The 17,083-nt window shown below is 66.8% G+C and carries 18 protein-coding genes and 1 pseudogene; 9 read left to right on the top strand and 10 right to left on the bottom strand.

Annotated features, from left to right (window positions below; genetic code table 11):
* The first annotated feature begins 1 nt into the window (after position 1).
* From ACSQ27_RS06680 to ACSQ27_RS06700, 5 genes are all read left to right on the top strand, one after another.
* Positions 2-430: a hypothetical protein gene (locus ACSQ27_RS06680; protein WP_436154676.1), complete on the top strand. Its 429-nt coding sequence runs from the start codon at positions 2-4 to the stop codon at positions 428-430.
* 70 nt (positions 431-500) lie between these two features.
* Positions 501-938: a YeeE/YedE family protein gene (locus ACSQ27_RS06685; RefSeq protein WP_436154677.1), complete on the top strand. Its 438-nt coding sequence runs from the start codon at positions 501-503 to the stop codon at positions 936-938.
* A gap of 6 nt (positions 939-944) precedes the next feature.
* Positions 945-1,382, top strand: a complete 438-nt coding sequence (locus ACSQ27_RS06690; RefSeq protein WP_436154678.1) for a DUF6691 family protein — start codon at positions 945-947, stop codon at positions 1,380-1,382.
* Positions 1,383-1,386: 4 nt separating this feature from the next.
* The gene (locus tag ACSQ27_RS06695) at positions 1,387-2,052 is read left to right on the top strand and encodes a DUF599 domain-containing protein (RefSeq protein WP_436154679.1); all 666 of its coding nucleotides are present in this window, start codon (positions 1,387-1,389) and stop codon (positions 2,050-2,052) included.
* Positions 2,053-2,092: 40 nt separating this feature from the next.
* Positions 2,093-2,974: an MBL fold metallo-hydrolase gene (locus ACSQ27_RS06700; protein ID WP_436154680.1), complete on the top strand. Its 882-nt coding sequence runs from the start codon at positions 2,093-2,095 to the stop codon at positions 2,972-2,974.
* Between the two features lie 110 nt (positions 2,975-3,084).
* On the opposite strand, the gene ACSQ27_RS06705 is transcribed toward ACSQ27_RS06700, so the two are convergent.
* From ACSQ27_RS06705 to ACSQ27_RS06715, 3 genes are all read right to left on the bottom strand, one after another.
* Entirely contained in the window at positions 3,085-3,474 is a 390-nt protein-coding gene (locus ACSQ27_RS06705) for a chaperone modulator CbpM (RefSeq protein ID WP_436154681.1), read from the bottom strand.
* Positions 3,455-4,375 (bottom strand): DnaJ C-terminal domain-containing protein, encoded by a 921-nt coding sequence (locus tag ACSQ27_RS06710; protein WP_436154682.1) that lies wholly within the window; start codon positions 4,373-4,375, stop codon positions 3,455-3,457. Before ACSQ27_RS06710 ends, ACSQ27_RS06705 begins: the two co-directional genes overlap by 20 nt.
* Before the next feature lie 67 nt (positions 4,376-4,442).
* A complete protein-coding gene (locus tag ACSQ27_RS06715; protein WP_436154683.1) occupies positions 4,443-4,979 on the bottom strand; it encodes a universal stress protein in 537 nt (178 codons plus the stop codon).
* A gap of 286 nt (positions 4,980-5,265) precedes the next feature.
* On the opposite strand from ACSQ27_RS06715, the gene adhP reads away from it, so the two are divergent.
* Positions 5,266-6,294, top strand: a complete 1,029-nt coding sequence (gene adhP / locus ACSQ27_RS06720; protein ID WP_436154684.1) for an alcohol dehydrogenase AdhP — start codon at positions 5,266-5,268, stop codon at positions 6,292-6,294.
* 42 nt (positions 6,295-6,336) lie between these two features.
* Here the strand turns inward: adhP and ACSQ27_RS06725 are convergent, their stop codons facing one another.
* A complete protein-coding gene (locus ACSQ27_RS06725; RefSeq protein ID WP_436154685.1) occupies positions 6,337-6,786 on the bottom strand; it encodes a universal stress protein in 450 nt (149 codons plus the stop codon).
* Positions 6,752-9,487: a bifunctional acetate--CoA ligase family protein/GNAT family N-acetyltransferase gene (locus tag ACSQ27_RS06730; protein ID WP_436154686.1), complete on the bottom strand. Its 2,736-nt coding sequence runs from the start codon at positions 9,485-9,487 to the stop codon at positions 6,752-6,754. Before ACSQ27_RS06730 ends, ACSQ27_RS06725 begins: the two co-directional genes overlap by 35 nt.
* 164 nt (positions 9,488-9,651) lie before the next feature.
* Between ACSQ27_RS06730 and ACSQ27_RS06735 the strand changes: the two genes are divergently transcribed.
* Entirely contained in the window at positions 9,652-10,116 is a 465-nt protein-coding gene (locus ACSQ27_RS06735) for a phasin family protein (protein ID WP_436154687.1), read from the top strand.
* A gap of 23 nt (positions 10,117-10,139) precedes the next feature.
* Here ACSQ27_RS06735 and ACSQ27_RS06740 read toward each other — a convergent pair whose 3' ends face one another.
* The 5 genes and pseudogenes from ACSQ27_RS06740 to ACSQ27_RS06760 form a co-directional block, all read right to left on the bottom strand.
* Positions 10,140-11,687, bottom strand: a complete 1,548-nt coding sequence (locus tag ACSQ27_RS06740) for a PHA/PHB synthase family protein (RefSeq protein WP_436155411.1) — start codon at positions 11,685-11,687, stop codon at positions 10,140-10,142.
* A 57-nt stretch (positions 11,688-11,744) separates the two neighbouring features.
* A pseudogene (locus ACSQ27_RS06745) lies at positions 11,745-11,999 on the bottom strand (poly-beta-hydroxybutyrate polymerase N-terminal domain-containing protein); the annotation flags it as partial.
* A complete protein-coding gene (locus ACSQ27_RS06750; protein WP_436154688.1) occupies positions 11,944-12,474 on the bottom strand; it encodes a flavodoxin family protein in 531 nt (176 codons plus the stop codon). The gene ACSQ27_RS06750 and the pseudogene ACSQ27_RS06745, both read right to left, overlap by 56 nt.
* A 113-nt stretch (positions 12,475-12,587) precedes the next feature.
* The gene (locus ACSQ27_RS06755) at positions 12,588-15,176 is read right to left on the bottom strand and encodes a cation-translocating P-type ATPase (protein WP_436154689.1); all 2,589 of its coding nucleotides are present in this window, start codon (positions 15,174-15,176) and stop codon (positions 12,588-12,590) included.
* 30 nt (positions 15,177-15,206) lie between these two features.
* Positions 15,207-15,812 carry a hypothetical protein gene (locus tag ACSQ27_RS06760; protein WP_436154690.1) on the bottom strand — a complete coding sequence of 202 codons (606 nt, stop codon included), beginning with the start codon at positions 15,810-15,812 and terminating at the stop codon, positions 15,207-15,209.
* A gap of 201 nt (positions 15,813-16,013) precedes the next feature.
* Between ACSQ27_RS06760 and ACSQ27_RS06765 the strand changes: the two genes are divergently transcribed.
* Positions 16,014-16,409: a TraR/DksA family transcriptional regulator gene (locus tag ACSQ27_RS06765; protein WP_436154691.1), complete on the top strand. Its 396-nt coding sequence runs from the start codon at positions 16,014-16,016 to the stop codon at positions 16,407-16,409.
* Positions 16,410-16,479: 70 nt separating this feature from the next.
* Entirely contained in the window at positions 16,480-16,932 is a 453-nt protein-coding gene (locus ACSQ27_RS06770; protein WP_436154692.1) for a universal stress protein, read from the top strand.
* Positions 16,933-17,083: the final 151 nt, after the last annotated feature.

Raw genomic sequence — 17,083 nt, forward strand, 5'->3', positions numbered from 1 at the left:
CTTGATCCAGCGCAAAGCACGGGGCCTGGAAAAAACTTATCGTTGCTTTACCTTTTACCTTTTACCCTTTATCCAGGAGAAATGCATGCGCTCAGCTCACCTTTTCACCTTTGCCTTGGCTTTCCTTGCGGCGGGCACCGCTGTGGCACAGCAGGCGGCGCCGTCCGCGGCACAGGCTGCGTCCGCGGCCAGGCCCGGCCCCAGGGCCGGCATGGGCCCTGGTATCGGACACCGCTTCACACCCGGCTGGACGATGATGAGCCGCGCGGAGCGCGACGCCCATCGGCAGCAGATGTTGAATGCGAAGTCGGTTGAAGAATGTCGGCAGATCCGCGACGAACACCACAAGCAGATGACCGAGCGCGCCAAAGCGCGGGGCGTCGCGATGCCGGGCCCTCGCCACGATGCCTGCGCAAGGTTTCGGCCCTGAACGGCGCGGAACAAGGATACTTCGAACTGCGGACCTTGCCTTGAATTTCTGTTAACGGAAAGAGCGACTCATGTACATCGACTGGAATGCGTTCACACCATGGACGGCCCTGGCAGGCGGCGGCCTGATCGGCCTGGCGGCGGCGATGTTTGTCCTGCTCAACGGGCGCATCGCCGGCATCAGCGGCGTGTTGGGTGGCCTGCTGCGTCCCGTGCGCGGCGACATCGGCTGGCGCGTCGCGTTCGTGGCGGGACTGGTGGGCGCCCCGCTGCTGTTTGCCCTGTTCGCCCAACTGCCTCGGCCACAGATTGATGCCGGCTACGGAACCCTGATTGCAGCCGGATTCATCGTCGGGCTGGGCACGCGCTACGGCTCCGGCTGCACCAGCGGACACGGTGTTTGCGGCATCTCGCGCTTGTCGCCGCGTTCACTGGTTGCCACGGCCGCCTTCATGCTGGCCGGCTTCGTCACGGTGTTCCTCGTGCGTCATGCCTTTGTTCTGGGGTAAGTCACCATGTACAACCTCCTTTCCCTGCTGGCCGGCGCGGTCTTCGGCCTGGGCCTGCTGGTCTCCGGCATGGCAAACCCCGCCAAAGTACTCGGATTCCTGGATCTGGCGGGCCCGTGGGACCCTTCGCTGGCCTTGGTCATGGCAGGGGCCATCGCCGTCGCATCCATTGCATTCGGGGTGGCAGGTCGCCGCCACCTGAGCCTCATGGGGCAGGAAATGAAGCTTCCTTCCTCCCGTACCTTGGATCGCCGGCTGGTCGCCGGCAGCCTGCTGTTCGGAGTCGGCTGGGGTATCGCCGGCTTCTGCCCGGGCCCGGCGCTCGTCGCGCTCGGCATGGGCCAAGGCAAGGCCCTCGTCTTTGTCGCGGCCATGCTGGCGGGAATGGGTGCGTTCGAACTGCTCGAACGGCGGGGCAATCCCCAACATCCGAAGGCAGGGTGACCCCATGGAGGCGATGCTCGTCTGGCTGGCCGCCTGCGTTACCGGCGTTGCGCTGCTCTTCTACGAGGCAACGCTTGCCTTCGCCCAGCGCCGCAGGCCGGAGCAACTGGCCCGCGCGGCACATGCCAGCTTGCGTGAGCAATGGTTTGCCGCCGTCTCCATGCAGCAGGGCTCCGAGATCCTGGCCGTGCAGACACTTCGCAACGCATTGATGTCGGCGTCGATGACCGCATCCACGGCCGCGCTTGCGTTGATGGGCACGCTGACGCTGGCCGTGCCCGCGCTGCGCGAGAAGCTGAGCGGCAATCCCCGCTGGCATGCTTCCTTCGAGCCCTGGCTGGTCATGGAACTCGTCCTGCTGGCCCTGCTGTTCGCATCGCTGGTCTCCTCGGTGATGGCGGTGCGCTACTACAACCATGCCGGCTTCATTGGGGGCATGCCCGTCGGTTCAGACGCCAGGAAACAGTGGACCCCGGCGGGGATCGAGTATGTGCGCAGGGCCGGCGTGCTCTATGGCTGGGGTTTGAGGCAGCTCCTGCTCGTTGCCCCGGTGGTAGCCTTCATCCTTCATCCTGCGGCGGGCCCGATTGCGGCTGCGATCGTTCTGGGTGTTTTGTGGAGAATGGACCAGATCGGCTCCGGCCCCGCCGACCCGAGCCGAAGCCTGTGAGCCACCGGCCGATGCCCCGCCACCCTTGAAAGAAAATCCCATGAACCGTACAGCGCGTATTCAAGCTTTCTTCGACCCGGAAACCTGGACCGTGTCGTATGTCCTGTCAGACCCGGCGACGGGAAACGCTGCGGTGATCGATCCGGTGCTCGGATACGACTTCAAATCGGGTCGCACGCATACCCGGGCGGCGGACCAGGTGCTGGCCCACCTTGTGGCCGCAGGCCTGAAGGTGCAATGGATACTGGAAACCCACGCGCACGCGGATCACCTGTCGGCGGCCCGCTACCTGCAACAGGCTGTCGGCGGAAAGATTGCGATCGGCGAGAACATCCGCCAGGTGCAGGCGGTGTTCAAGAAGCTCTTCAACCTGGAACGCACTTTCCTGCCCGACGGCAGCCAGTTCGACCACCTGTTCAAGGACGGCGAGCGGTTTTGGATCGGACAGCTGGAGGTCACCGCGCTGCTGGTGCCCGGACATACGCCGGCTGACATGGCCTACGCGGTGGAGGACCTTGTTTTCGTCGGCGACACGCTCTTCATGCCCGACGTGGGTACGGCACGCGCCGACTTTCCGGGCGGCGATGCGCACCAGCTTTTCCGTTCCATCCGCCGGCTGCTGGAACTGCCGCGGGAGACGACGATGTTCGTGTGTCACGACTATCCGCCGCAGGCGCGAGCGCCCGCGTGGGAAACGACCGTCGGTGAACAGCGCGAGAAGAACATCCACGTGCATGACGGGGTCACCGAAGATGCGTTCGTCCGGATGCGCACGGCGCGGGATGCCACCCTCGAAATGCCGACCCTGATCCTGCCCTCCCTGCAGGTGAACGTGCGCGCGGGACAGCTTCCGCCGCCGGATGACAACGGTGTGTCCTATCTGCGCATTCCGCTGAACGCGTTGCCCACCGCGAAGCCATAAGCGCCATGCGCCCCTGCTTCGTCTGCCCACCCGCGGACTTTCGCCCAAACTTCCGGTAGCGAGCCGGACCGGCGAGTCGAGAACACGGGAACGCGGATAACCTGGCGTCTCTATGGTGTCTCGTCACCCGCATGCGCTTCATGCCACGAAGCCGGGCCCTCCCGTTGGCCATGTGAATGCGAATGCGATGGCGCCTGTGCGCGCAGCGCGCGCAGCTGTCTTTCGAGATCGGCGATTCGGTTGATATAGCCCAGCAGGACGGCAACCGTGAAGATGTCCAGGTCGAAGTCGCTGCGAATGCTCATTGCCTGGCGCAAGGGAGCGATGCAACTGTCGCTGAAGAGCGGCAGCTGGGCCTGGGCGTTCACTGGCGCCAGTGCGCCGTAATCCACCAGTTCCAGGAGCTCGCCGGTGCTGAGGCCACAGATCCGGCTCAATTCCGGCATGTCGACAGTGTTCCGCCCATTCAGCCAAAGGGATTCATGCACTTGCAGATTCATGGAGTTTCTCCTTGTTGGCGATGGCGCGAGGGTTGAAATGGGATGCCGCGCGCAGTTGCTCGAACAGCGCCCGCTCCGGCGGCGTCAGGGCGGCCGGCACATCGATATGTGCGACGGCGTACAGGTCGCCTCGCTGCCCGTGGCCCGTGGCCATGCCGCGGCCGCGCAGGCGCAGCTTGCGTCCGGACCGCGTGCCGGCGGGAACCGTCAGCATCAGCGGACCATCCAGCGAAGGCACTTCCACCTCTGCCCCGAGCGCCGCTTCCCAGGGTGACAGGGCGAGATCGAAGTAAAGGTCATGCCTGTCCGCGCGCCAGACAGGGTGCGGTATCAGGTTGATATGAAGGTAGATGTCCCCGTCAGCACCGCCGTGGCGGCCCTTTCCTCCCCTGCCCCGCAAGCGCAGTTTTTGTCCTTCACAGGCGCCCGCCGGGATTGTGACGGCCAGTGTGCGTGAACCGTCTTCGTGCACCACGTCGAGGTTGATCGTAGTTCCACGATGGGCGTCCTCCAGGCTGATACGGGCGGCGGCCTCGTAGTCGCGACCGTGCGCAGTCGTCCGGCCGCCACCGCGCCGGCCCGCGAGCCCGGCCAGCAAGTCCGAGAGATCGATGTCGTCAAAAGCGTGCTCGCTGGATGCGTAGGCCTGGCGCCATTGCGGCGGAGGTGTGAACTCCTCGCCCGCACCACGCTGCTCCAGCTGGTCATAGGCGGTCCGCTTCTCGGCGTCCTTCAAGGTCGAATAAGCTTCCGCAGCTTCCTTGAACTTCAGTTCCGAGTCCGGCGCCTTGGAAACGTCGGGGTGGTACTTGCGCGCCAGTTTGCGATAGGCTTTTTTGATCGTCTCCTCATCAGCGTCGCGCGGCACGCCGAGAATCTCGTAATAGTCTTTGTACTTCATGCGGGGCTCCGGGTGACGGCATTTGCCTTGGGTCCGATCGGCAATGACGCCGCCAGCACGATCCGCGTCATTCGACGGACAGCGCGCCTGAAGGGAGATTGACGCGCACCGTCTTGACCGAAGCGTTATCCCCGGCTGCGTCCTGCTTTGCCGCAGGTTCCGGCGAACGCACCAGCAGCACGGGGACCGGCGCGCGCCGCAGGACGTTTTCGGCGCTGCTGCCCAGCATGACGCGACCGATACCGCGACGGCCGTGGGTTCCCAGCACGATCAGGTCGGCGGGCCAAGCAGCGGCTTCGGTGACGATCAGTTCATGCACCGGAAGCGCGAAATTGTCGCGCAGCACGGTTTCCACCCCTACGCCTGCGGCCGCGGCGACGGCCTTGGCATCGGCAAGCAGGCTTTCGCCGGCTTGCCGCAGGCCTTCAAGCCAGTCGCTGGGGTAACCCGCATAGGCGTCGAATGACAGCGCGATGGACGTGTCGTCCACGACATGCAGCAAACGCAGTTTGCCGCCGGTCAGCCTGGCCATGCGGATGGCCTCCTGCAGGCCGTGTTTGGACGTGGGGCTTCCGTCGATGGGAACCAGGATACGTTGGTACATGGCGTTCTCCTTCAATGATGGATGGAAGGCCCAGTATTGAATGTTCTCGGCCTCCGCAAGTTGACCTGGCTCAAACAAGCTCGACCTGTTCCGGCAAGCCGTTTGGCCTTCCGCCCTAACGCGTGCCGCGCATGTAGTTCTTTAGATCTCAGCGCGGCGTCCGGCCTCTCTAGCTCTGCACGGGGCTTGCGAAATATCAAGACGCGAGCGCTTTGCCTGCCTAAACTGGAAACTGCCCAACCAGACCGGCGCGGCGGCCGGCCGCGCATTTTTTCAGGAACTCTCCATGCAAACCATGAAAGCCGCGCTTGTCCATGAATTCGGCAAACCGCTCCGTATCGAGGAAGTCCCCGTGCCCGCCGTGGCGCCGGGCACGGTACTGGTCAAGATCGTGGCCTCGGGCGTGTGCCACACCGACCTGCACGCCGCGGACGGCGACTGGCCGGTCAAGCCCTCCCTGCCCTTCATCCCGGGCCATGAGGGCGTGGGCTACGTCGCCGCGGTCGGGGCGGGTGTCACCACCGTCAAGGAGGGAGACCGCGTAGGCGTCCCCTGGCTGCACACGGCCTGCGGGCATTGCGAATACTGCATCACCGGCTGGGAGACGCTGTGCGACAGCCAGCAGATGACCGGCTACAGCGTCAACGGCGGCTACGCCGAATACGTGCTCGCCGACCCCGGCTATGTGGGCCACCTGCCGGCCGGCGTAGGCTTCAGCGAAATCGCGCCGGTGCTGTGCGCGGGCGTGACGGTCTACAAGGGCCTGAAGGTTCTTGAATGCAAGCCGGGCGACTGGGTCGCGATTTCCGGCATAGGCGGCCTGGGCCACCTGGCGGTGCAGTATGCGAAGGCCATGGGCTTTCACGTCATCGCCGTCGACATCGACGACGCGAAACTGAAGCTGGCCGAAAGCCTGGGCGCGGACATGGTGGTCAACGCCGCCAGGCAAAACCCGGTTCAGGAGGTCCAGAAGGCGGTACGCGGCGCGCATGGCGTGCTGGTGACCGCGGTCTCACGCAGCGCCTTCTCGCAGGGGCTGGGCATGCTGCACAAGCGCGGCACCATGTCCTTGGTCGGCCTGCCGCCCGGGGATTTCGCGCTGCCCATTTTCGACGTGGTGCTGAACGCGAAGACGGTGCGCGGCTCCATCGTCGGCACCCGCAAGGACCTGCAGGAAGCGCTGGCCTTCGCCGGCGAGGGCAAGGTGCGCACCACCTTCACCGAAGACCGGCTGGACAACATCAACGGCATTCTGGACCGCATGCGCCGCGGCGCGATAGAAGGCCGGGTCGTGATGCGCATCAGCGGCGACTGAGCACGGAGCATGGGCGCACCGCCCGGGCCGCGCCAGGCGGCTTCAGCCTTTGATCACCAGCACCGGAACAGGCGCATGTCGCACGATCTGCTCGGCGTCGCTGCCCATCAGGACACGGTTCAGGCCGCGGCGCCCGTGCGAGCCCAGCACGATCATGTCGGCGTGGACCTGCCTGGCGTGTTCCGCCACCACATCGCAAAGACGATCGACGCCTGATTCCAGCAGCACGCTGTCGCACACCACGCCCTTTGCCTCAGCCAGGCTGCACATCTGCGCCAGCAACCTTTCGCCGTCGGTGTGCATAAAGGGCAGCGTCTGCTCGTAATAGGCCTTGGCAGTTTCGAAGCCGTTGACGTAATCGAGCTCGTCGATCACGTAAAGCAGTCGCAGGCGGGCCTTGTTCAGGCGCGCCAGTTCAATCGCGGTCTCCAGCGCCTTGACCGAAGTCGGGCTGCCGTCAACCGGAACAAGTATTTGCTGTACTGAGGCCATGTGTTACTCCTTGCGCCGGCGGCGCGGTTGGGAATGGATTCAATGCGAGCCGCATTGAAAACGTGTCTGAACCGTTGTCGATGGCGACCTCGAAGCCGGCCGAACGCGCCAGCCCGGCCATGGCGGCGTTCTCGCGCAGGCATTGCCCGGCCACCTCCTTCGTGCCGCGCCCGCGCAGGTAGTCCAGCAGCCTGTCCAGCAGCACCCGGCCAAGCCCTTTTCCCTGCCACGGCGCGGCGACCTGTATCGCGAACTCCGCGCGCTCGTTGTCGGGGTCGCAGACGGCGCGAACTTCGCCCACCATCTCCGGCCCGGCACCGGCCTGGGACGACAGCGCGATGAAGGTCATCTCGCGGTCGTAGTCGATCTGGCTGTAGCGGGCCAGTTCCGAATGCGGAACTTCGCGGCGCGACATGAAGAATCGCAGGCGCATGTCGGCCGGAGTGGCCCGCGCGTAAAAAGCGGCCAGCCGCCGGCCGTCTTCGGGCCGGATAGGCCGCAGCAAAAGCTTGATGTGGTTGAGCTTGACCTGTGTCTCGAGCTCCGCCGGGTAAGGGCTGATGGAGGGCGGCAACGGCGCGGCGCCGGGGGCGCGAAGGCCTATCCGGGCATCCAGCGCCAATACGCCGTGTCCGTCCACCAGCAAGGGATTGATGTCGAGCTCGGCGAGCAGGGGCTGGTCGCACGCCAGCCGTGAAACCTTCTGGAGGGCGTCGCGCACGGCGGCCGTGTCGGCCGGCTTGGCTCCCCGGTAGCCGCCCAGCAGCGTGTCCATGCCGGCGCGCGATACCAGGTCCTTCGCAAGCGCGTCGTTGACGGGCGCCAGGGCGACGGCGTGGCGCGTGTGAAGTTCGACCGCCGTGCCGCCTTCGCCGAACAGGATCACCGGCCCGAACACCGGGTCGGTGGCAATGCCCGCAATCAGCTCCTGCGCGCCGGGCCTGTCGGCCATGGCCTGCACCGCAAAACCCTGCAACACCGCATGCGGCGCCCGCCGCGCCACGCTCTCGCCCATGCGCGATGCCGCCGCGAGCACTTCATCGGCGGAGGTGAGCCCGATCTCGACACCGCCGACATCCGACTTGTGAATGATGTCGGGCGACATGACCTTCAGGGCCACCGGGAACCCGATGCGCTGCGCAAGCGCCGCGGCCTCGACCCCATCCCGGGCCCGCTCGATCGCCAGGGTAGGGATGCCATAAGCCTGCAGGACCTGCTGGACCTGTACGGCGTCCAGCCAGCGTTGCCCGGCGGCCGCGGCCTGTTGAAGTATTTCGCGCGCCCGCACCGTGTCCGGGGCGCCGGCCTGCCCGCCCAGGCCCGGCAACTCGCGCAATGCCGCCTGGTTGCGGGCGTAGGCCGCGAGTTGCAGCCACGCCTTGACACTGCGCTCCGGGGTGTCGAAGCAAGGCACGCCGGCGGCCGAAAACGCGGCACGGGCCGCCGCCACCGAGGGCGCGCCCAGCCAGCATGACAGCACGGGTTTGCGGCGCGTGATCAAGGGCAGGCAGGCCGCGGCGATGTCGGGCGCCGGCACGATGGCCGTGGGCGCATGCATGAACAGCACGCCGTCAACTTCCGGCGCCGCCAGCAGTATGCGCAGCGCGTCCTGGTAACGCGACACCGGCGCATCACCCACGATGTCCACGGGATTGCCATGGGACCAGGCCTGAGGCAGGCAGGCGTCGAGCGCGGCCAACGTATTTGGCGCGAGTTCGGCCAGCTTGCCGCCGCCCAGTGCCAGCGCATCGGCCGCCAGCACGCCGGCGCCCCCGCCATTTGTCAGGATGACAAGCCTGTCGCCAAGCCAGACCTGCCTGTGCGCCAGGGTTTCGGCCGCGCCGAACAGGTCCTCCAGCGTGTCCACGCGCAGCATGCCGGCGCGCCGCACCGCCGCATCAAACACCAGGTCCGACCCGGCGAGCGCCCCGGTATGCGAGGCGGCCGCGCGGGCACCGGCGGGTGCCCGCCCTCCCTTGACGACAATCACCGGTTTGTTGCGCGCCGCGGCGCGCGCGGCCGACATGAACTTTCGGGCCGAGGTTACCGACTCCATGTACATCAGGATGGCACGGGTCCCGGGGTCGCTGCCGAGGTAGTCGAGCACGTCGCCGAAATCCACGTCGGCGACATCGCCCAGCGAGATGAAATGCGAAAACCCAATGCCCCGGCCGTTGGCCCAGTCGAGCATGGCCGTGGCCAGCGCACCCGATTGGGTGACGAAGGCGATGTTGCCGGGCAAGGCCTTGCCGGGCGCGAAGCTGGCGTTCAGCCCTATTCCAGGCACCAGGATGCCCAGGCAGTTCGGCCCGGCGATGCGCAGCAGGTGCGGCCGTGCGGCGTCGAGCATGGCGCTCTCCCAGGTCCCGCCCTCCTCCCGTGCCTGCCGCAGGCCTGCGGACATGACAATCGCCGCACGCGTGCCGCGCCTGCCCAGTTCCGCGACGATACCGGGAACCCTTGCGGCCGCCGTGCAGATGACCGCCAGGTCGGGCGTGCCCGGCAGGGACGCCACGTCAGGCCAGGCCTGCTCCCCGCCTATGCGCGCGTGATTCGGGTTGACCGGCCAGAGCGGGCCTTTGAAGCCGCCCGCCTTCAGGTTACGCAGGACCACTGCGCCCACGCTGTTCGGGCGATCGGACGCGCCGATCAAGGCGACCGAACGGGGTTGAAACAACGCTTCCAGGTTTCGCACGCTCATGGCTGGCTCCAAAGCAGCATGGCCGGCGCCATGCGATACGCCAGACTAATGCCCGCATCGTCATGCGCACTTGCGCCAGATCAAACCAGGCCGCGTCTGGCCGTCGCACACTGGGTGTTCCAGCCACCCATCCATCTATTCATTCATCCCTGAAAGGACATGCCATGAGCACCCGAAACGCCCGGAAGTCCGCTTCGCCCGAAGCCGCCACATCCGACATCGCCGTCCCGACCCTGCTGGCCGACGCGGGTCGGCAGCAGATGGCTTTTGCAACCAATACCGCCGCCATCCTGTTTCGCGGCTCCGAGGAAATTCGCTACATCCAGCAACAAGCCGCGCAACAGGCGACCGAGCGCCATGAAACGGTGGCGCAGAAGCTGCGTGATAACTGCACGCCCACCGAATTGATGGCCATGCAGGCCGACCTGCTGAACTTCGACCTCCAGGGTTCCGCGAAATACTGGCAGGCCATCGCAGCGGCGATGCTCAAAACCGAAATGGAGCTGATGGCCTGCGTCACGCATGTCGCGGACAGCCGTCCCGGCGAAGCCCTGAAGCCGGCGCTTGAAGCCTGGAAGGCCACCCTGGCCAATGCCGTCAACGGCACCCTGAAGGCCGCGGCGCATTGAGGCGGCGGGCCGGCCCGCCCGGCTCAGCGCCGGTGGACATAGGTGCCCGGCGCCTCGACGACGCCAAGGCCGCCGGCCGCCCTGCCGACAGGCACGGCGGGCACGCGTGCCGAAGAATGCGCGCGCAGCCAGGCATGCCAGGCCGGCCACCACGAGCCCTGCACCACCGGCGCACCGTCCCTCCACTGCTGCGGCTCGGTGGGCGCACCCATTGCGTGGCTCGTCGCGATCCGGTAATGGGCCTGTGGCTTGGCCCCGGGCCCCGACGCGGGGCTCACAACGCCGGCGTTGTGCCCGCCCGAGACCAGCACAAAGGTGACGGGCGCCGCGGCCAAGTGGTGGATCTTGTACACCGAGGCCCAGGGCGAGACATGATCCTGCTCGGTGGACAGCGCAAAAAGCGGAACGCTGATGTCGGCGAGGTTGACCGGCCGGCCCTCCACCCTGAAGCGGCCCTCCGCGAGGTCGTTGTGGAGGTACAGGCCCCGCAGGTACTGGCTGTGCATGCGCGCGGGCAGGCGTGTGGCATCCGCATTCCAGGCACGCAACGCGGTCATCGGTGTTTCGGCGCCCATGAGGTATTCATGGACCAGCTTGGACCAGACCAGGTCGCGCGAGTTGATCAAGGCGAAAGCCCCGGCCATCTCCCGCCCGTCGAGAAAGCCCCGGCCGGCCATCAGGTTCTCGAGAAACGCGATCTGGCTTTCATCGATGAACAGGCCCAGCTCGCCCGGCTCCGCAAAATCAGTCTGGGCCGCCAGCAGGGTCAGCGTGGCCATGGCGGCCGGCACACCTGTTTGCGGCGCTGCCGCTGCGATAGACAGCAAGGTGCCGCCCAGGCAGTAGCCGGCGCAATGCACGCGGCGTCCGGGGGCCTGTTTGCGCACCGCCTCGAGCGCAGCCACAACGCCCAACTGCAGGTAGTCCTCAATGCCCAGGTTACGGTCGCCGGAGTCCGGGTTCCTCCAGGACACCATGAAGACCCTGTGGCCTTTGGCCACCAGGTATTTCACCAGGGAGTCCTGCGGCGTGAGGTCCAGGATGTAGTACTTCATGATCCAGGACGGCACGATGAGCACGGGTTCCGCGTCCACCCGTGCGGTGGTCGGCTGGTATTCGATCAGTTCCACCAACCGGTTGCGCATCACCACCCTCCCCGGCGTGCACGCCACATCGCGCCCGACCGCAAAGCGCTCGATGCCGCGCGGGCTTCCGTTGCCCAGCAGCGTGACGGCGTCCCGCCACCAGTTCGAGAACCCGCCAACGAGGTTTGCGCCGCCGGTGCGCATGGTTTTTCCCAGCACCTGGGGGTTGGTGGGCACGAAATTCGAAGGCGCGCACATGTCAAGCCATTGCCGCACCGAAAAAGCGGCGACCTCCTGATGGTGGCGCGACACCCCGCGAACGCCCTCGCCGGCCTCGGCCCACCAGCGCTCCTGCAGCAGGAATGCCTGCGCCAGCTGTTTGTAGGGCGGCAGGCTCCACTCGGGCGCGGAAAACCGCTTGTCGCGCGGCTCGGGCTCTATGCAACCGGGACAATCGGCGTAGCAGGAAGGACCGGCATATTGCACCCACCGGAGCAGCTTGTGCCAGGCGCTGGCGGCCAGTTCCGCCTGTTTGCCCGGCGATGCGGCCAGGTGGCTCAGCCAGTCGGCCTGCGCCAGCAACACGGACGCGGGCGAAATACCGTTGGCCATGCGGGCCAGTAAAAGCTGCAGTGGCATATCCGCGGGCGCGGGCCCGGCGGGCGCAATGGTCGGCTCGGCGGGCATGGTCCGGTTTCCGGTGGTTAAAAAATGGCAGGCGCCGCGACAGGAAGGAACGCGCTCACACGGCGCTGGGCGACAGGTCCGTCGGCCGCACCGCATCGTCCTTCTTCGCATGGTCCCGAACCGCGGTGCCGAAGGCGTTCAGGCCAGTGACGTAACTGCCGTCGTCCACTTCGCGCGCGGTGAACGAGGTCGACAGGATGGGCGGACGGCCCAGTATCCGGTCGATCTCGGCGAAGGCATTGGTGGCACCCTTGCCGCCCATCACCGAGATGACGGCCACCCGCTTGAGGCTGGGGGCACGGTCGCGCACAAAGCTGCGCATGGGCCCGGCCAGCTCGGCAAGCCAGATCGGCGCGATCAGCACCACCGTCTCGAAGCCGCGCGGGTCAGGTCCCTCGTAGCGAATCTCGGGATGGCGCCTGAGCAGCGAATCGGCCACGCAGCGCAGCATGCCGGCAGTGCCGGCGCGCGAGCGCGTTTCGCGCACCTCGCCGCGCTGCCACTGGAACTGGCTGGCCAGCAGATCGGCCACGCGGCGCGAGGTCCCGGTGTTGGAATAACAAACGATGAGAGTTTTGTCGGACATGGTTCTGCTCCTTGTAAGGTTGCATGCAACAAGCTGCGGTCGGTCGGGCGCTGGGCAGACACCGGCCACCAGCGAAGGGTATGGCGGGCGGCGGGCTCACCGCTTGACGTAAATCAAAGCCGGCGGCCTTGCCTGAGGCGCCCGTCGTCGGCCGCGCCTTGCGAGGCTGCTGAAAGGTAGCGCAAGGCCAGCAGCCACAGCGTCATGGCGCCCAGGATCAGCAACAGCCCCGCGGCGCCCCGCCCGGATGGCGCGACAAAGCCCAGGACCCCGCGCAGCCAGGGCTGCCACAGCACCAAGGAAAGAAGCACAGCGACACCGGCGGCCAGGCGCGGGAGCCAGGGATTCTTGAGGATATTCACCGAATGGCGATGGACCAGCACCAGCAGAAACAAACCCGCGACCAGGCTCGCGAACAGCGCCGTGCGGATCTCGGCCGCGGGCCAGCCCTGCCCCAGCATCCAGCCGTTGGCCGCGAGCAGCGCCAATGCCAGGCCCAGGCCCTGCAACAGGCCGTAGGCCATGTTGCGCAAGGCGAACGGCGAATCTGTCGCCGGCCTGGGCGGGCGGCGCATCAATGCCGGGTCCGCCGGCTGCGCTTCAAACAATATCGAGCAAGCCGGATCGATGATGAGTTCGAGCAGAATAATCTGCGCGGGCAGCAGGAGCACAGGCCAGCGAAGCAAGGCCGGCACCAGCGCGAGCGCAACGATGGGCACATGTACCGCGAAGATGAAGCGAACCGCGCTTCGGATGTTGTCGTCGACATGGCGGCCCTGGCGTATGGCATTCGCGATGCTGGCGAAGCTGTCGTCGAGCAGCACCAGGGCCGCGGCCTCGCGCGCCACGTCGGTCCCGCGCTCGCCCATGGCGATCCCGGCATCGGCGGCCTTGAGCGCCGGCGCATCGTTGACGCCGTCGCCCGTCATGCCCACCGTGCCGCCGTCGGCCTGCAGCGCGCGCACCAGCCGCAGCTTCTGCTCGGGCCTGAGCCGCGCGCAGATGGCGGTGTTCCTCAAGCGGCTTCGCAGCGAGGCATCGTCCAGCGCATCGATATCCGTACCGGTCAGCACGTCGGAGGGATTGGGCAGGCCCGCCTGCCGGGCAATCGCACTGGCCGTCACAGGGTGGTCCCCCGTCATCATGATCACGCGTATGCCCGCCTCGCGGCAATCCTGGACGGCTTGCGGCACCGTGGGCCGCAGCGGATCGGCCAGGCCCAGCAGGCCGGCAAAGCGCAGCGTGAGGTTCTGCTGGCTTTCGGGCAATGCGGCACCTGTCCATTCACCGCTCGCCACGCCGAGGACGCGCAGGCCTCTTGCCGCCATGTCCTGCACCTGCTGCTGTACCGCCTCGCGTTGAGGTCCCGGGAGCCGGCACAAGTCCATGACCGCCTCCGGCGCGCCTTTGGTGGCCAGAAAATAACGCCCCGGGATCTCGCCGCCGTAGGCGTGGGTGACGGCCAGGAGTTGCGGCGTGAGCGGGTACTGCTGCGCCGGCTCGGCGCCCAGGCGCGCGCTCGAGTCCGGGCCCAGGCGTGCGTCCCCGACGGCGCGAATGGCTTTTTCCATCGGATCGAACGGTTTGAGCGGCGTGGCCAGCATGGCGCATTCGAGCAGTTCCGTGAGCGCAGGAGGAAGCTGCGCATCGCTGCCGGCCTTGAACACGGCATCCGCACCCGCCAGCTCAACGAGCGCCATGCGGTTCTGCGTCAGGGTGCCGGTCTTGTCCACGGCCAGCACCGTGATCGCGCCCAGAACCTCGACTGCGTCGACCCGGCGCGTGAGGATTTTCTGCCGGGACAATCGCCAGGCCGCCAGCGCCAGGAACACCGCGAGGACGACGGGAATCTCCTCCGGCAGCACCGCCATCGCAAAGGCGATCGCCGGCAGCAGGCTGGCGACAAAGCCCTGGCCGTCCCTGAGCCAGGCCAGCAGCACCAGCAGCGCGGCGACTGCCAGCCCGGCGCCCGCGAATCCCCGCACGATGCGCCGCGACTGCCGGTACAGCCTGGAGGCCGGGGCCTGCGTCGTCGCAAGGGCCACGCCGATGCGGCCCATCGCGGTCCGGCCAGCCGTGGCGCACACCCTGGCGAGTCCCGTGCCCTGCGTGATCACCGTGCCGGCGTAAACCGATGCGCCGCTTTCGCCATCGGGTTCAAGGCCGTCCCGCTGCGCGGGCTCCGGCAATTTGGGCCTGGGCACGGATTCGCCGGTCAGCAGCGACTCGTCGACTTCAAGGGCGCCCTCCAGCAAGGCCGCGTCGGCGGCAATACGGTCGCCCTCGCGCAGCACCAGCACATCCCCGCAGACCACTTCGCGGCAGGCGATGCGAAGCTCCCTGCCGTCCCGAAGGACCAGCGCGCGCGGTGCCGACAGCTCGCGCAAGGCCTCCAGCGCCCGCTGTGTTTTACGTTCCTGGAACAGCGTCAGCGCGACGATCAGCAAGACCGAGGCCAGCAAAAACGTGGCCTCGGCCGTATCACCCAGCACCAGGTAACCCGTGCCCGCCGCCAGCAGCATCAGGAACATGGGCTCCTTGACGACACCCAGTGCGATCCACCCAAAGCTTTGCGGTTCGCTTCCGGGTAGCAGGTTGGGCCCGTCGGCACGCAGCCGCGCGTCGGCTTCCTCGCTGCTCAGTCCCTGGACCCCGGGCAGCGGCGCGCGCGGCAATTCATCGGCTCGGGCTGCGGTGTTCATGGTTTCGGCGCGATCCGTACAGCCCGCCACCTATTTTTTGGCACCGGAATCCGCGCCCTTGTCCGCCGCCCGTTTGCCGGCCTCGGCCGATTCCTGTGCGGCTTTGTCTGCGCTTCTCAAGGCATCCTGCGTTGCCTTCATGGCTTTCTGCGTTTGCGCCTGGTCAGACTGGCCGGCCTTGCGCAGCGCTTCCCCGGCGCGCCCCGACGCCGCGCGCACGGCGGATGCGGCGCGCCTGGCCGCCTCTGCCGCCTTCGCCGTGAGCTTTTTCATGTCGTCGGTGGCCGTCGCAGCGGCCTGCTCGGCCTTCTCACGGGCCTTTCTTGCGGCTTCGTCCGCCTTGAGCGCCTGCTCGCGGATATTCGCGGCGGTCCGCTTCGAAACGTCCTGGGCGGCGGTCTCGGCCAGCTGCAGCGTGAGCTTGACCAGGTCGGCCGCCGCGCGGGCGGAATCGGCCGCTTCCTGCGCGGCTTTCTGCGCGGCCGCCTTTGAACGCGCGGCCACGCCTGCCGGCGCACTGGAGGCTCCGGCAGGCGCCTGGGCTTGTCCAGGCGCCTGCGCCTTGGCTTCATCGGCTGCGTAACCCGCCGCACATGCGGCGAAGGCCGCGGCGATCACAAAAGTCCTCGTGTTCATGGTCTACCTTTCGACAGAGTTGGAGGTATCCATGATGGCCAGGCCGGGCGGCAAGCTACTTGATCTGGCGCAAGCGGCGCGCACTCCTGCCTGCACGCAGGCTTGGCCCTGCTTGCGCAAGATCAATACCGGCTTGCGCAAGCGCCGTGAAAATCGCGGTTCAAGCAGACCCAAGCCCATCCACCCATTTCAGGCATCCCAATGACACATTACGAAAATTCATTCGCGGAACACTTCGGCAAGCTCCTGGCCTCGCGCGAAGCCGAACTCAGGGCCGCCCTGGACACAGGCAACCAAAAAGAGCTTGCCGATGAACAGGCCGACAACGGGGAGGTGCGGGACTTCAAGGACCTGGCCGAGCGGGAGTCGCAATCCGACATGGCGGCGTTGGACGCGGAGCGCATTGCGACGGAACTTTCCCAGGTGCTTGCGGCCCGGCGTCGCTTGCGGGAGGGGACATTCGGCCGGTGCGCAGAATGCGGCAAGCCAATGGACCTGCGCCGCCTTGAAGCGCTGCCGTCTGCGGCGCTCTGTGTGGCCTGCCAGGCCGCGGACGAGCAAGCACCGGCCGCGCACCGCCAATCCACCCGCACTTGATCGGCATCAACACTTCGTGCCCAAAAATCGCCACCATGGATGATGTTTCAACCCCCATGAGGTACCTATCATGTTCAAGCGAATCCTGATCCCCGTGGACGGCAGCGACACCTCCAACAAAGCCCTGGTGGCCGGCCTGCAGATGGCGCGCGAAACCAGCGCCAGCGTGCGGCTGGTGCACGCCGTCAATGAAATGGCCTACTTGGGCGGTATTGACCCCTATGGCACCTACTCGGCCGACCTGGCCGGCATGATGCGCGAAGGCGGTGCCAAGGTATTGACCGATGCCATGGCAGTCGCCCAGTCGGCAGGCATCGAAGCCAGCCAGGCGCTGCTCGATGAACCCGGCAAGCGCCTGGGCGAAACCGTCGCCGAAGCCGCCAAGCTGTGGGGCGCCGACCTTGTGGTGGTCGGTTCCCACGGCCGGCGCGGCATAGGGCGCGTGCTGCTGGGCAGCGGCGCGGAGCAGATCCTGCGGCATGCGCCTGTAGCGGTCCTGGTGATCCGCAGCGCGGTTTCGTAGGGGGAGAACTACGGATCAGATTAAGTCCCTTCCTTCTGCCAGTGCCTTGGTCCGCGCGCTGGCCGATGCTTTGCACGCCCGGATCATGGAGACGCACATCTTGAATACGCGGTGCGCATGCGCCGCTTTTGCGCCGGGCGCTGTCTGCATA

Origin of the sequence: Polaromonas sp. LjRoot131, assembly GCF_964252805.1 — a bacterium.
Taxonomy (GTDB): Bacteria; Pseudomonadota; Gammaproteobacteria; order Burkholderiales; family Burkholderiaceae_C; genus Polaromonas.